The sequence below is a fragment of the Haloarcula sp. KBTZ06 genome (assembly GCF_048595605.1).
GTDB classification, from domain to species: Archaea; Halobacteriota; Halobacteria; order Halobacteriales; family Haloarculaceae; genus Haloarcula; species Haloarcula hispanica.
Genome location: NZ_CP184339.1, coordinates 272,175 through 287,079 on the forward strand (window position 1 = coordinate 272,175; position 14,905 = coordinate 287,079).

Here is a 14,905-nt window from a genome sequence, read left to right on the forward strand (position 1 = left end):
GGCCGATAAATATCATCCCCCCCAACGTCGCCGAGAGCCAGATGATGAAGACTCCCACGAACTGTCGAACCCATCCAGCGCACATAGCCAATCAATACATGCTCTTCCTGTTTTGTTATGCTACTACTAGCGCGTACTATTGGTAGGTGGTTTGGATCTACTTACAGCGGCAGCCACCGTGTGGTAACTGCCGGCGCACAATATCTGCCATAGAAAACTGGCAATGAAATAGACAGTATTTCGAAGCCAATGATGTAACTGGCGTTGGGATCCGCGATCAACTCACGGTACATAATATAGCTAATTGATAGGAACTCCCAGTGTCACATCGTCGTGATCCTAGTGGACCGGTCTTTTGAGTGAACCTTCGATGTCAGGTTAGTGTAGCCGCTTCTTCTGAAAGGCGCTGTTCTGCAGTCTCCTTGTCTTCAGGATACCCAACGTCGACACGCCACCCGTTGAGACGAACAGCGTCGATCGTTCTTCCGCTGTCCATCAGTAAATCAATGGCATCGCTAAGTTCGTATTCGCCACGGTCAGAGGGCTGAACCTGACTACATGCTTGGAATATTGCTGGCGAAAACGTGTAAAAGCCGGTCATGACTAGGTTTGACGGAGGGTCGTCCGGCTTCTCGACTACATCGGTTATTTCACCATATTTATTCGTCACGCAAACGCCATATCTAGACGCTTCGTCTTCCGGAACCTCCTCTACCAGAAATGCGCAGTCGACACGCTGTTCTCGTTGTCGTTGTACGACTGTGTCGAGGTTTCCTCGAAACACATTGTCTCCCAGCATCAACATAAAATCGTCCTCGATTTCCGGTTCGGCCTGTAACAAGGCGTGTGCTAGCCCAGCAGGTTCCTCCTGATGGACGTACGTTATCGGGACGCCGTTATACGAGTTTCCGTAATAGTCGATAATCTGCTCTTTTCGGTATCCGACGACGATAACAAACTCGTCTGCATCAAGTGAAACGAGCTCGTCAAGACAGTGGGTCAGAAGCGGTTTTTCGTCTACCTCAACTAACGCTTTCGGGAGGTCATCAGTCAGCGGCTGAAGTCGTGTGCCCTTCCCGGCCGCGAGAACTACTGCTTTCATCACTCACACGCTTTCCCAGATACCACATTGTAATGCTGCTACTAATCGGCCCTGTCATCGGTGGGTAAACCACCATTCTTTCCGCTGGTAACGTTGTTCAGCTATCGGCGTAGATCTCGCAGCGAATCCGAGTGGATAACGATGAACTCTTCTTCACCGAGTTGTGACTCATGCTCTGGCAAAAATATCAACTGTGAATCAGTCGAAGATTTGACAACGGTTAGTTCTTCCATCTCGTAGCCAAGGTCCGATTCCCAGTCTGGATCTGTCGGTACGTCTTCCCACTCCTCTGAGGACATCATTCAGCCGCCACTCCATTCAAATTTCCCGGTCTTGACAAATTCAATCGCTTGTGTGTAAACCGCGCACTCTGACCCTGGCCCCATAGCCCTACTCTTAGATTAAGACAATCTTTAAATTGTCTCTCTACTGCACTTACATCGAGCATATCTCGGAAAGGTGTAATTACTATATTAAAGATTGCGTCCTTATATCTAGCATCTACGCATCATTTATAGTCCATTTACTTACCAATTCATCCTACCGTCTCCTCCCCCAATAATACGGTGAAAACAGACTAATCTCCAATGGTAGGATAAAATTACTCCGACATTCGATGAACTACACTGGGACATATCACTGTTTTGTGGCATAGCGCGGAGGAAGAGATGAACTGGGTACAGCCTTCGAATTTACTATCGGATCAAGTTCATTCGGAGATTTTTGAGTGTCCCCGTATCAGTATCTCTCCTGTATATGAAACTCAATTTATCTATGTTACTCCTTACTCTCTTATAGGTGTGATCGTTACGCTTGAAGCTCTAAACCGAAAATGCCTCTCAAATGGCGCCACCACGTACTTCAACCCGCATTCAACACTTGAGTAAAAGGCTCAGCTACAGCTGCTCCACATACCTTTGGAGTGGTAAGCTCCGCTATGGCGGAATAACACGACTATAACAATACACCCCTGCACATAAGATACTGGTGGAGAGGGCAGTTACCCGACACCCACAACACCGGCCCAATCCTTACCACCCCCCTCAGGGACGCTCGTGCCCTGTATAGTCGCTGTCGACTCGGATCGCTCTCTCCACTTTGATAGTGAGCCGGAACGGCTTCGGTCACACCGTCCTTTCCGGCTCACTCCGGTCTTGATTTTTTAGCTATGACGTGGATTCTAATCCTTTGCTAAGGCTTCGCCGATTCTCCTAACTAATTATGGATACACTCCAGACGTCCATAACTTAAACTTAGGTCATCAGAAGTCATTGATGCCCAGCAGACACAGCGAAACTGCATACCAGAACTTGTGACCGAGTAACGGATGTTATGATTGCATTCAGAATCCCCGATAAACACTCCTATAGCCGATATCTGGGTGAGTACTTCTGATAGTCGCAATACCCGGAGGGGTTTTACAACAAAATTCCTAAAGATCAACACTAGTATACCCCGGATATCTACAACTGGCAAGCGTCTATAGTAGCGATTGGAAATCAATGCACACCTGCTCGCACGACGGCAGTGTGATCAGTGTGTAAATCGTTTCAATTGTTACTATAGAAGTAGCCGACTACCTCAAATATGAACTCAATTACTAAACTGTAACAGTTACACGTAGCGGTGTATGCCGGAACATATCTCCGACAGCGAAATGGAACGGATTTCGGAATTCGCGAGCACTCCGATGTACAAACGGTCGCCCGATCAGTTACTGCCGGACGGTGCGGCCGACGACGAAGAATAACATACCCTTGGGGGGTATTTTCAGTCAGCGCATAGTTCAGCTCACGGCTCGCCGATATCGAAGGTCTTGTCATTTTCCCCTCGCCGCCTGGAGACTGCGTGAGCAATGGACAGCACGAGAAATGAACTAATGACGACTAGTCCGATAACTAATGGACTGATTGCACTGAGCGGCGACACACCGACAATTGCTGCGAGGAGTAAAATGGCGTTCAACAGGGCTACGGCCCCATAGTACTGATACCATTTAGAATCATCATCACTATTGCTAATGAACGGTTCAACCTCCGGAGCATCCTCTCGAAGAGCTATCTCGCCCGTATCGGCGTCGTACGTTATTAGCCCTGCCTCTTGAAGCTTCGGAGCATGGGTCTGATACAGCGAGACGTACACCCGCTTTCGCGCCTGCGAGGAGAGTTCTTCGACGGTTGTGTCGTTCTCCCACGCAGCCAACTCCTCAGCTAAGTCGGTTAGCTGGACTGGCTCCTTTTGTTGGCGTAGATAGTAAAGCGTATATCGACGCCTCGAACTGCTGAGGATGTCGAACATTTGGTCGCGTGAGAGCTCTGGTTCTTCCTCTACCATCGGTTCACTCATGACCTCGATTGCTGCATTGGTTTGTGTTCAGGCCGCGAGAGCCACATATATACACGAAACCCGGGGTACCGTTTTGTTACACCCCCGTTACCTTCTAATTCCTGAGTAAGAAATAGCTACTTGTATCGCACGTCGTACTCCCGTTCTTCACCGACTGACCACAGTCTGTATATAATCCTTCAGTTTGTGACATCCGGAATCATTTGGCGTACTACATGACTCAATCACAACGACCTCCAATAAATAAAATAAATCTGCATGTGAAAACGCAGTACGGTGTGTTATTGTTCGGCTCGGTACAAGTCTCTGTTTCATTACTGCGAACCTCCGAACCTTTTCATATTGGTATAAATACATATATTAGTACTACGCTATCGAATTCCAGTGAGGATAGACAGAAACTACATAGCATCCTATTAATAATACATCGTGAACTCTCCTGCATCTTCTCCATGGCATACTCTCTTACCGGAGGTTCCTCGTTATCCGCTCAGTCAAGAACCAGGAGGAAAGTTCTAGCCGATTACGTCGGCGTGATCTCGATGGTCTCGCTGTCTCGAATCCGAACGGTGTACCCACTGTATGTGAAACTAATCTGAATGTCGTCGTTGGTCTGCCCTGCGACAAGGGTATCAAGGGCGTCCGGGTCGATTCGGTTGTACAACGGTGGGAGACTGGTTTCCGTTACGGATTCTTTAGCTGCTATAGCGGTCACAATCGCTTCACTCGGTGATTCGTACTGGTTTGTCCAAAAGACAGTTTCTGTCTCGTTCCACTCCAGACTCATTGTTCTTTGTATGAACACACTCCCGTATCAGCATATACTCTATCAGACTAGCAAACTCAGACAACAGGCGCTATCTATCTAGATGCTGGGTCGTTCCCCCTTCGCTAAACAACTGTTCTAGGAGCTTCCGAACAGCTACCCGGAGGTGGTGGCTGAACGTCGGCTGTGATATATCGAGTGTATCGGCGATCTCCTGACCGGTCTTGTCACGGGGTGATTGATAGAATCCGCTATAAAAGGCTGCAAGCAGGACCTCGAATTGGCGGGGGGTTAGCTGTGCTGTCAATTCTGAATGGAACGACTCACGGGTTTGGACACCACGTTCCCGCTTGTGGCGGCCCACGAGTTCGATGTCCGGACATGAACGCCGTAATTCAGCTATGAGCTGGCGAATGTCGACCGTCTGTGGGACCTCAAGCTGAATCTCCAGAGTCTTCCCATCAGATTGGATTAATTGCGGGGCTCCTCCTTGTTCGGCGACTGTCAGTGCGAGCTGTGTACCCGATACTGTTGCTTCGAACAAGCTCGTGTCTTCTGTGTCAGTTAAACACTCTAATCGCTCAATTCGGGGAAGAATGTCCAAACACGCTTGTAGGTCATCTGGTGGAGCGTCAGTGCTGAAAAACACGATACAGCTGGTATCTCCCTGTGGGACGATACCCTCGAATGTGATTTCTGTATCGGCGACGCCCGCAATCCGATGAATGATATCGTCGGATTCCGTTGCTTCTAGCTGGAGTTCGACAGCCCGATCTGCGACGAGCCCCTGCTTCGTCTCAATGCTGTTGATGGCGTATCCGACCGTTTCACTCACCTCCTCGAGTACTGACTGTGTCGGCAGATCGAAAACGTCCGGCGTTTTCGCGTACACAGTCAGGATGCCGTAGGAGAGTTGCTGATAGCTGAGCGGAATGCTGACGACTGACTGGAACCCACGTTCCAGTAGTCGCCGTTGCCACCCTTTTCCCCTGAGTCCGTCCGCGATATTGTTGTTCAGCGTCTGTTCGTTAGTCCGGGCTGTCTGGACTGCTGGTGGAGGCGGTGTCTCATTGGAGGGCGTGCGCGATTCCTCCAGAAAGCCACGGTCGGTCCCTGCCCACGTCCGTGGCGTGACTCGGTCGGTATCGGATTCGTATTCCCCGATCCACGCAAACGAACAGATGTCGGACGCGACCAACTGGTCACACACCGCTTGCTCTATTTCTGAGCGACTGTCTGCCCTGAGCACTCGCTCGTGAATTTTCTGACTCAGCTCTGTCAACCGATTCATCTGCTCGAGCTGAACCGTCTGTTGCTCCAGATCGCGCTGCCTGTCTTCGAGTTCTGTCTCGTATGTCAGCCTATCGAACGCCGTTCGAATCGTCGCCCCCAGGAGTTCGGTAATTCGACGGGTCTGGGTATCGAACTCGCCGCCGATCGTGTCGCCCGCTCGAAGCACTCCATGGTCGCCCAGCGGGACAAACACGGCCTTTCCGTCAGTCATCGTGTCCTCGCCCGCTTTCGAGGTCGAGTTTCCGTCGCAAACGATAGTTTCCTCGGTGAAAAAGGCCGAACTCACGAAGCTATCACCGTCTGCTGGGATAGCTTGTTGCTCCTCGGTCTCCGTGGTCGAAAGCGGGCGAAAGGTGTTCGTATCGCTGTCGAACGCGTACAGCACGACCTCAGGGAGACCGATGATATCACGGGTCCGCGAGACGACAATTTGAGCGGCTTCCTCCTCTGAAGTCACACCCAAGAGATCTGTCGCCGTTTCGTACAACTGTGTAAAACCCATCTCAGCCCGCTGCGTCTGTAGTTCGTTTCCGATCCACTTGCTCAGAAGGTCTACGAGTGTCACGTCCCAGTCTGAGAACTCTGATCCGCCCGTTCCGGACCCATAGAAACAGAGCGTCCCGTATATGCTCCCACCCACAGTGAGTGGCGTTCCGAGATACCGATTGACTTCGTCGCCCCATATCTGATCTCGGTCAGCGTCGCCGCATTCGGCATCGACGTCTGTCATCACGATTGTCTCCTCGTTCCCGATAGCTTTCGCACAGGGGGTTTCCGACAACGGAATCGTTCCGCCTGAAAAAATCGTTTCGTCGGGTGTCTGGAGCACTTCGAAATCGTATTCCATCCCGTTGACGCGAGAGAGCGTCGCGTACTCGGTTCCAAGCACGCTACGACCGACTTGCATGAGATCCGCTATCTGTTCCCGGAGCGCCCCGTCCCGCGATGTGAACACTTCGGTAATTGTTCGCAGGACTTCTTCCCGCATTTCGAGTTCGGCACGCGTTGCGGTTGAATGGAGGCCATCGGCGACAATCTCCGCAAGCTCTGTCAGCACTGCCTGCTCCGCTTCGTCAAACGCGAAAGGCGTGTCCGCGTATATCGAAATCACACTCTGTACTGATCCAGTGTACTGGATCGGGAGAACGATCATCGACCGGAACCCGTACTCCGATGCGAGCTCGTGCCAGGGCTGGACAGACGATTCAGTCCGGATATCTGACGCTACTTGATGTTCGCCGGTTTCGATCGCGTGGCCGAACGGCCCGTCATCGAAAACTGAGCGGCCATAGCGGGAGACCATCGCTTCGACGTATTCGAGTGCGTCGCCACCGCCCGCGGTGGGGACGATATCACCTGCCTCGTTTTTTTCGCCGATCCAGGCGAACTGGTAGGCATCCGAACTGGTCAGAATTTCACAGACAGCCTCTTGGATCTCTTCGGCTGTTGACGCCCTCAGCACTTGGCGATTTATTTCCCTGAATAGTGAATTAATCCGCGATAGTCGCGCTGTTTCTCGGCGGAATCGGTATGATTCCACCGCGTTCTCTATCCTGTTTGTGAGCACCGCGTACTGCTCTGGCCCGCCGCCCTTGACGAAGTAATCGGTGACGCCGGCTGAAACCGCTTCGCTGGCGAGTTTTTCGCTTCCTTGGCCTGTCAACAGGATAAATGGGAGGTCGCCGTTAGACTGTCGCACCGTTTCTACGAATTCAATCCCGTCTGCTTCGGGCATCTCGTAGTCACTGACGATACAGTCGATCGACTCGGAACCGAAGTAGCTGAGCGCATCCTCGACGCTTGCGGCTTCGATAACCTCGATACGGTCGTTCTCGTGTTCCAGCAGTTCCGCCGTTGTCCGCCGGAACTCTCCGTAGTCATCGACTAACAACACCTTGATTTTCGAGGCTGCCGTTCCACTATCCGTTGGTGCCGGTCCAGTCTCACCGGCCAACTTCCGCATACTACACTACTTACGCAACAGTCCGTATAAACGTTTGACTTGGTTGCAACGCTGCACGGTTCTACGTCTGGTAACAGTAACCATCTCTCGCGAGGAATCCGGTCTGCCCTCCAAATGCGTAGGAAACTCATATTTTGGAATGTATACGGATACTGCGATCTACCCTAGTTCCCCTCCAAATTTTATTGGGAGGTTGTATATCTTGGAACTTTGTATGTTCTAAAATACACTTTTTGCTTATACTATTATACAGATGTGAAACATCCTGAAACGCCCATAATCGAAGGAATAGATGGGAAATCGACTTTAGTTCTGCGTGAAATTATAGTATAATAACGTTCTTTAATTATCAGATTTCAGTATAAACACCCCAAATTCAGAAAATTTGATAGTATCCTCGATTCATAAATACACACTCTGTTCAACCCTGTATTCCATCTCTAAAATACACACTAAGGGTGTGTTTTCTGCAGGATATACCTACACTGTGCGTACACCGACTGTCAAAAACTATTACTGAGCAGGCAGAAAAAGCTGAACAATGGCTGTTAACTCCGGTTGCAAAGTAGACGCGGTTATCGACAAGTACGGGTTGGCATCAACAGACCCAGTCTACGACACCCTTGATGATGGCCTGCTCGCACGCTGGACGGGCGCTGATGACCGAACCGAAATGGGGTATCGGTCGCTGACAGCGTGGTTCAACAAACGGCTGCTTAAACAAGTCTATACCGAACACGGGCGTGAAACCCTTGACACGCGTGTAGACAGCGATTACGACACGTTGCGTGGTGACGACGACTTGCGACGGGACGAACTCATCGAACGACTGCAAGCTACGGGTATCCCGGGAGCGTCGCTTCACGACGATATGGTGTCGTGGGGAACGATGCGAACGCACCTCAACGACTGTTTAGACGGTGAAAAAGAGCCCAGGAAGGCGACAACTAACTGGGAGCAGGAGAGCGTGGCAACGGCCAAAACGGTCGTCGAACGGAAGGCCGAAACGGCACTGTCCTCGCTCGCGAAAAAGGGTGATATCGAGGGCGGTGACACCGCGGAGATAGAGGCCCAGATACAACTCGGATGCCCGGACTGTCCGACCCGTGTTCCGTTCGATGTTGCACTCGAACGTGGGTACGTTTGCAAGCAACACCGGAGCGCGAACTTGTCAACACACGATTTATGACCTGGAACATCGAAATCGAACGAATCGCGGGTATACTTGACGGATCGGCGACAGTAGAGCCGGGAGTGAACGTCGTCCGTGGCTCGAACTGGCAGGGGAAATCGAGCTTCATCGAATCTGTCAAGACGGCCCTTGGCACCTCCACTGAACTGACCGAAGGCGCAGACAGCGGTGCGGTGCACCTCGAAACGCCAACCGGTGTCTACGACGTGACGCTTACCCGAGAGAACGGTACCGTAGTCCGGCACGGCGAGCCGTACCTCAGCGACGAGTACGACGTGATCCGCGCTGAACTGTTCGCGTGTCTGGACGAGCGTAACGAAGTCCGTCGCGCTGTCCGGACAGGAGAAAACCTCGAGGACGTGCTGTTACGGCCGCTGGACTTCCAGAACATCGACTCGCAGATCGAGACGTTACAACGGGAACGCGAACAGATCGAAACGGAACTCACGCAGGCACGCGAGGCCAAAAAGCGGCTCCCCAGCGTGCAAGAGAAAGTGACACGGCTGGAAAACGAGATCGAAGACCTGCGGGCCAAACGCGAGACGATCGACAGTGAGGCAGGAAGCGACGACAGTCCGGAGTCGGTCCGCCGCCAACTCAGCCAAGCTCGGACTGAACAGAACCAGGCGAAAAACCGCGTCGAACGACTCGAACAAAGTATCGAGCGGACGGAACAGCGTCTCTCGGAGCGCCAGGACGCTCTCGACGCTCTCGAAATACCGGAGTACAATGACGTCGCGGACAAACTCTCGGAGGCGCGCGAGAGCCTCTCGCAAGTGGAGCGAGACGCCGAGGTACTCCAGTCCGTGTACTCGGCCACTGAGATGGTACTCAGCGAGGACCGGGTTGACCTGCTTACCGAGGTGGAGCGCGATATCGACGGTGACACCGTCGCCTGTTGGACGTGCGGCAGTGAGACGACACGGGCGGACTTGGCTGACCAACTGGACGCGCTCGGAAACGAACTCACGGCGCTCCGGGCCCAGAAAGAGACCTACCGAGATACTGTCGAGGAACTGGAAACACAGCGCGAGGAGATCAGCCAGGCCCGCCGTCGAAAGGCCGATCTAGAGGAAGACATCGCTGAGCTAGAGGCGACGCTGGCCGACCGGAAACAGAGCCTCGACGCAGCCAGAAACAGGCTCGAACAGGCTCAGTCGGACGTGGAGCAGCTTTCGGACCACGTTGATGCGGCCGTGGCGGAGCTTTCGGACGTCGAAAGTGAGATCAAGTACCGCGAGGCCGAACTCGAAGACACCGCCGACGAACTGGCGCAACTCGAAACGAGGGCGGCCCGTGTCGACACGCTCGAAACCGACCTCGAAACCGTCCGTGACGACCTCGCGGAACTTCGAAACCGGAAAGACCGAATCAAGCGTGAGGCACGGGAAGCGTTTGACACCGCGATGAAGGATATCCTCTCCCGATTCGGGACAGGGTTCGAAACGGCTCGACTCACCGCTGACTTCGATATTGTGGTCGCCCGCGACGGCCAGGAAGCGAGCTTAGATGCCCTCAGCGAGGGTGAACTCGAACTCATCGGCTTTGTGGCAGCGCTGGCCGGTCGGCAGTCGTTCGATGTCGACGACGCTGTCCCGCTCTTGCTCGTCGACGGCCTAGGCGGCCTCGACGACGACAACCTCCACACCCTCATCGAGTACCTGCAGCAGGGAACGGAGTATCTGGTGTTTACTGCGTACCCGGAATACACCGCGTTTGACGGACGCGAGATCGACCCGACCCAGTGGACCGTTGCGAACGAGAAAGAGGCCTCGGCTGACTGATAGCGACTGAACTTGAGTGTCCCCGTCACTGACGCCGATACGCTTAGCTGCAGGTCTCTGGTGTCTGATAATGGAACAATCGGATAGGTATAAGTTCACTTTTAGGACAATAATACAGAAATACTATTAGCAAAGCCGGCTTTTTCAAATCAGATGGCAAATATCCGGGTCAAGGATTGGACGAAAGATAAATTGAGGAAAATACGGGATGCCGAGTCACACTCATCGTATGATTCAGTCGTCAAAACACTACTAAAAGACCGTAAAATTGCGAAGTACGCGGACGACGCCTCCGATACCGTGACTGGCGAGTCCGTCCAGTCACAGGACGCTGACATCGACAAGCCGTTCAACGATATGACTGTGCTGGCAGAACTGACTGGTAGCCACGACGACGTGTTGTTCCTGTGGTGTCCGAACTGCGGGAACGAACTCGTCCACCTCACGGTCGAGCGGCCGCTTGGTTGCTCCGTATTTGAGATGGAGTGCCAGCGGTGTCTTACGCATCTCGACAGCTGGGCCATCGTCGCTATCGAACTGCAGTATCCAATCGAACAGAAGATGATTGAGGGACAGCTTCAGGCAGATCTCAAAGCCTGTGTGATAGACTACTGGGACCGGACATTGCAGGCGGCGGCTAACGATACTCTCGACACAGAGGCCCCTGCCGACCGTCTCGTGTGGCAGTTCGATCAGTACCACAAGCAGTTCACCTGGGACTGGCCGACTGATGTCCCGACTGTCAGTTTTGTCCCCGGCGTCACGTATCGCAACACCGTGACTGATGAGCGAATCGAAGTCGTCGAAGCTGTCACCGAGAACCGGAACGCAATAGATGCGTACACAGTCAGACGCTACGCTGCAGACGGCGATGTCGTCTCGGACCAGCTAGACAGCAGTGCAATCGTCGACCGGATCGTCAACCGGGAACTTGTCGTCGCCGAGCAGGCCGTGGGAACGACCAAACCCACGACCTGATGAATCACGATGCCAACCGTCTTGGCTTATTGCTGGTGTACGCGGTCTGCCTTTCAGAACACGGTTTGGCGGGGCCGAGATGAGCGGGGAGTACAACTTTCGCTCTGAAAGCGCCCGTTTCCCCTCAGCAAAGGGTTAAAGATAAAACGATATACTGGATATAGTGAAGCGCACATCCGATTATAGTCACAAGAATATTTTGATATTGGGAAGATGACCGCATATACTTTTTATAACTATTGGTAATGTATAAGGTGTATCGAGGCTACCGAAGACACTCATGACGTTTGTCGACAACAGTTATACGACACCAGTGGCCTACGTTGTAGTATGATTAGGCTGGTTGGATGCACGCGTTCGGTAGTCGCATCTCCGAGTGTGCCTTGGGTAGTGGGGGAGGAGAAAGTCCGTGAGTAAAGCGACGCACCCTCACACGCTCAAACTCCCGCGTGAGGACCACGGATTGGCGACGTCGAAGGCAGCGACCAGACGGATACAGGGAATCCTTCCGGTGTTCCTGGAGAACAAGATCACGGAGGCGGAGGCTAACGGACTGGTCGTTCCGCTCGACGGCAGCATCGAATCGACAGTTGCGGCGGCGCTGGCTGTCGACGGCATCGGGGCCGACTACGTGACTGGACTGGTGATGCCGGTACAGCTAAGCGACGAGGGGCCTGCTCGGACGGCTGAAACCGTCGCGTCGCTGCTTGACATCGACTGTCACCGGCTCAATCTGCAGCCAGTGCTGACGGCGTTCCAGCGAGTTGTCGGTGAGACCGGGGGGCCGACCGACGACCTCGTGGCGATGCAAAACGCTGGCGAACGCTTCCGGATGGCGTGTAAGTACTACGTCGCAAACACCAGGAACGAACTCGTTGTAGGGACTGTCTCCCGGACTGACCGACTGCTGGGCTCCGTTGCGAAACACGGCGAGAACGGCGTGGACCTGTCGCTGTTTGGCGACCTCTATAGAACTGAGATCGAGGCCCTGGCTGCTGCACTTGCGGTTCCATCGGACCTCCTCGACCAGTCACCCCATCCAATGGAGCACACTGGGGCAACTGATGCGGCGGAACTGGGTATCGACCAGCGAGACCTCGACAGCGTCCTCCACTTCGCGATTGATAGAGGCTGTTCCGCGTCGGCGGTGGCTGACAAGGTCGGTGTCAGCGAATCTGTCGTTGAGCGTACGGTTCAGTGGTGTGCCAGTACCCGCCACAAGCGACACACGCCACCAAAGCCATCGATGGATAACTGACACTGTCGGCTGTTCGTCTGTGGCGTATTTCGCCACCCCCGGGGAGTCACAAATCTCTCGCAAGAGGGACAGCCAACAGTACGAGCCAAACGTGGTATTTCTGTGAGCAAAGCAGTTAACAGCCACACTCCGCGATTCTCACACCCATGCAGGCCGACCCCCAGGAGATAATCGATATCGGCGACAGGCTACTGTCGGAGTACCCCGAACTGTTTACTGAGCAGTACGAGACAAACACTCGTCTCGTTCAGCGACTTGCCAGCGTGGATTCGTTTCGTACCCAAACCAGACTCACTAGATACATCACCCGTCAAAAACGGACACGGAACGGCTCGCAAAGATGAGGCCACTGCGAAGCACACGCGACACACGGAATGCCACACGTCTGTGGCCGGGTTGTCTGCACTCGGCGGTCGTCCCGATATGAGGACCTTCTTTATGTAGAGACCCTCTTGCAGGACGTATGCTACTCACTGGGACTGTCGTTGCGGATTCTGAGACCGTCCTGCAGGACGGGGCGGTCGTCGTCTCCGGGGACCGTATCGAGGCTGTGGGTTCATGTGCCGAACTCGAATCGCAGTACGCTGACCACGAACACCAGTCCTACGACGTGTTGTTGCCGGGCCTCGTCGGCGGCCATATCCACTCCGTGCAGAGTCTCGGCCGCGGCATCGCCGACGATACGGAACTACTCGATTGGCTGTTCGACTACATTCTGCCGATGGAAGCCTCCCTGACCGCCGAGGAGATGGAAGTCGCGGCGAAACTGGGCTATCTGGAGATGATCGAAAGCGGGACTACGACCTGTATCGACCACCTCTCGGTCGCCCACGCGGACCGCGCCTTCGAAGCGGCGGGCGAGATCGGTATCCGTGGCGTGCTCGGCAAGGTGCTGATGGACCAGCGCTCGCCGGATGGGCTGCTGGAGGATACGCAGGCCGCACTGGAGGAGTCCGAGCGGCTCATTCAGCAGTATCACGGTGCCTACAACGACCGGATTCGGTACGCTGTCACCCCGCGATTCGCCGTCTCCTGTAGCGAGGCCTGTCTCCGGGGAGTGCGCGAACTCGTGGACAAATACGACGGCGTCCGCATCCACACCCACGCCAGTGAGAACCAGAGCGAAATCGAGACGGTCAAAGAGGATACCGGGATGCGCAACATCCACTGGCTCGACGAGGTGGGTCTCACCGGTGAGGACGTCGTCCTTGCGCACTGCGTCTGGACCGACGAGAGCGAGCGCGAAGTCCTCGCAGAAACGGGGACGCACGTCACCCACTGCCCGTCCTCGAACATGAAACTCGCCAGCGGCATCGCGCCGATCTGGGACTACCGTGACCGCGGTATCAACGTCGCCATCGGCAACGACGGACCGCCCTGTAACAACACGCTCGACGCGTTCACCGAGATGCGACAGGCGAGTCTCCTCCAGAAGGTCGATCAGCTAGACCCGACAGTGACGCCCGCGGCCGAGATCTTCGAGATGGCGACGCGCAACGGCGCGAAAGCCGCCGGCTTCGACGAACTCGGCGCGATTCGGGAGGGGTGGCGCGCCGACATCGTCGGTCTGGATACGGACCTTACGCGGGCGACGCCGCTGCACGACGTGCTCTCCCACCTGGTGTTTGCGGCCCACGGCGACGACGTCCGCTTCACGATGGTCGACGGGAACGTGCTTATGGAACACGGCGAGGTAACCACCATCGACGCCGACGCCGTGCGTGAAGAGGCCTCGACTATGGGGCTTGAGATGGACCTCGAAGACGAACGCAAGTCCGCACAGGAACAGAAGCCCTGAGTGGCCCTTGGCGGTGCCCTTACTCGCTCGTCGCGATTGCTTCGATTTCGACTCCCACGCCCTTTGGCAGGCTTGCGACCTCGACCGCGCTCCGGGCCGGCGGCTCGTCGTCGAAAAAGCCGGCGTACGTGTCGTTCATCGACTCGAAATCGTCGATGTCGTCCAGATAGACGGTCACTTTCAACACGTCGCTCATCTCCAGTCCCTCCGAAGCTAGCACCGCTTCGACGTTCGATAGCGCCTGTTCCGCCTGCGTCGCTATCGGTTCGTCGTCCAGCAGGTCGCCGTCTGGCGTCATCGGAATCTGGCCCGCGGTGAACACGAGCGAGCCGTTTGTCGTCGCCTGGCTGTACGCGCCGACCGCATCGGGTGCATCGGCCGTGCTGATTGTCCGTTTCATCAGTCGAGTCTTCCACCATCAGTGT

Annotated in this window: 11 protein-coding genes; 6 read left to right on the plus strand and 5 right to left on the minus strand. The window is 54.4% G+C overall.

The features are described from left to right. Window positions 1-373: 373 nt before the first annotated feature. From aglF to ACNO8S_RS17815, 4 genes are all read right to left on the minus strand, one after another. On the minus strand, window positions 374-1,102 hold the full coding sequence (aglF, locus tag ACNO8S_RS17800) for a UTP--glucose-1-phosphate uridylyltransferase AglF (RefSeq protein WP_064289048.1): 729 nt from the start codon (window positions 1,100-1,102) through the stop codon (window positions 374-376). Window positions 1,103-2,893: 1,791 nt separating this feature from the next. Then, the gene (locus tag ACNO8S_RS17805) at window positions 2,894-3,436 is read right to left on the minus strand and encodes a DUF7344 domain-containing protein (RefSeq protein ID WP_044952849.1); all 543 of its coding nucleotides are present in this window, start codon (window positions 3,434-3,436) and stop codon (window positions 2,894-2,896) included. Between the two features lie 535 nt (window positions 3,437-3,971). Beyond that, a complete protein-coding gene (locus ACNO8S_RS17810; protein ID WP_014031309.1) occupies window positions 3,972-4,235 on the minus strand; it encodes a HalOD1 output domain-containing protein in 264 nt (87 codons plus the stop codon). A gap of 70 nt (window positions 4,236-4,305) precedes the next feature. Beyond that, window positions 4,306-7,470: a GAF domain-containing protein gene (locus ACNO8S_RS17815; RefSeq protein WP_146417856.1), complete on the minus strand. Its 3,165-nt coding sequence runs from the start codon at window positions 7,468-7,470 to the stop codon at window positions 4,306-4,308. 541 nt (window positions 7,471-8,011) lie between these two features. On the opposite strand from ACNO8S_RS17815, the gene rdfA reads away from it, so the two are divergent. From rdfA to ACNO8S_RS17845, 6 genes are all read left to right on the plus strand, one after another. Continuing rightward, a complete protein-coding gene (rdfA, locus tag ACNO8S_RS17820; RefSeq protein ID WP_420182894.1) occupies window positions 8,012-8,659 on the plus strand; it encodes a rod-determining factor RdfA in 648 nt (215 codons plus the stop codon). Further along, on the plus strand, window positions 8,656-10,446 hold the full coding sequence (locus ACNO8S_RS17825; RefSeq protein WP_420182895.1) for an archaea-specific SMC-related protein: 1,791 nt from the start codon (window positions 8,656-8,658) through the stop codon (window positions 10,444-10,446). Before rdfA ends, ACNO8S_RS17825 begins: the two co-directional genes overlap by 4 nt. Before the next feature lie 153 nt (window positions 10,447-10,599). After that, a complete protein-coding gene (locus ACNO8S_RS17830; RefSeq protein WP_420182896.1) occupies window positions 10,600-11,424 on the plus strand; it encodes a hypothetical protein in 825 nt (274 codons plus the stop codon). 409 nt (window positions 11,425-11,833) lie between these two features. Then, a complete protein-coding gene (gene nadE / locus ACNO8S_RS17835) occupies window positions 11,834-12,682 on the plus strand; it encodes an NAD(+) synthase (protein WP_420182897.1) in 849 nt (282 codons plus the stop codon). A 146-nt stretch (window positions 12,683-12,828) separates the two neighbouring features. Then, on the plus strand, window positions 12,829-13,026 hold the full coding sequence (locus tag ACNO8S_RS17840) for a 30S ribosomal protein S17e (RefSeq protein WP_008312056.1): 198 nt from the start codon (window positions 12,829-12,831) through the stop codon (window positions 13,024-13,026). Between the two features lie 119 nt (window positions 13,027-13,145). Beyond that, complete coding sequence (locus ACNO8S_RS17845) at window positions 13,146-14,480, plus strand: 5'-deoxyadenosine deaminase (RefSeq protein ID WP_420182898.1); 1,335 nt, start codon at window positions 13,146-13,148, stop codon at window positions 14,478-14,480. A 19-nt stretch (window positions 14,481-14,499) separates the two neighbouring features. Here the strand turns inward: ACNO8S_RS17845 and ACNO8S_RS17850 are convergent, their stop codons facing one another. Further along, window positions 14,500-14,880, minus strand: a complete 381-nt coding sequence (locus ACNO8S_RS17850) for a Rid family detoxifying hydrolase (protein WP_008312058.1) — start codon at window positions 14,878-14,880, stop codon at window positions 14,500-14,502. Window positions 14,881-14,905: the final 25 nt, after the last annotated feature.

Bases quoted from the DNA above. Each gene is read 5' to 3' on its own strand.
- aglF (WP_064289048.1), bottom strand. From the start codon at position 1,102: ATGAAAGCAGTAGTTCTCGCGGCCGGGAAGGGCACACGACTTCAGCCG.
- ACNO8S_RS17805 (WP_044952849.1), bottom strand. From the start codon at position 3,436: ATGGTAGAGGAAGAACCAGAGCTCTCACGCGACCAAATGTTCGACATC.
- ACNO8S_RS17810 (WP_014031309.1), bottom strand. From the start codon at position 4,235: ATGAGTCTGGAGTGGAACGAGACAGAAACTGTCTTTTGGACAAACCAG.
- ACNO8S_RS17815 (WP_146417856.1), bottom strand. From the start codon at position 7,470: ATGCGGAAGTTGGCCGGTGAGACTGGACCGGCACCAACGGATAGTGGA.
- rdfA (WP_420182894.1), top strand. From the start codon at position 8,012: ATGGCTGTTAACTCCGGTTGCAAAGTAGACGCGGTTATCGACAAGTAC.
- ACNO8S_RS17825 (WP_420182895.1), top strand. From the start codon at position 8,656: ATGACCTGGAACATCGAAATCGAACGAATCGCGGGTATACTTGACGGA.
- ACNO8S_RS17830 (WP_420182896.1), top strand. From the start codon at position 10,600: ATGGCAAATATCCGGGTCAAGGATTGGACGAAAGATAAATTGAGGAAA.
- ACNO8S_RS17840 (WP_008312056.1), top strand. From the start codon at position 12,829: ATGCAGGCCGACCCCCAGGAGATAATCGATATCGGCGACAGGCTACTG.
- ACNO8S_RS17845 (WP_420182898.1), top strand. From the start codon at position 13,146: ATGCTACTCACTGGGACTGTCGTTGCGGATTCTGAGACCGTCCTGCAG.
- ACNO8S_RS17850 (WP_008312058.1), bottom strand. From the start codon at position 14,880: ATGAAACGGACAATCAGCACGGCCGATGCACCCGATGCGGTCGGCGCG.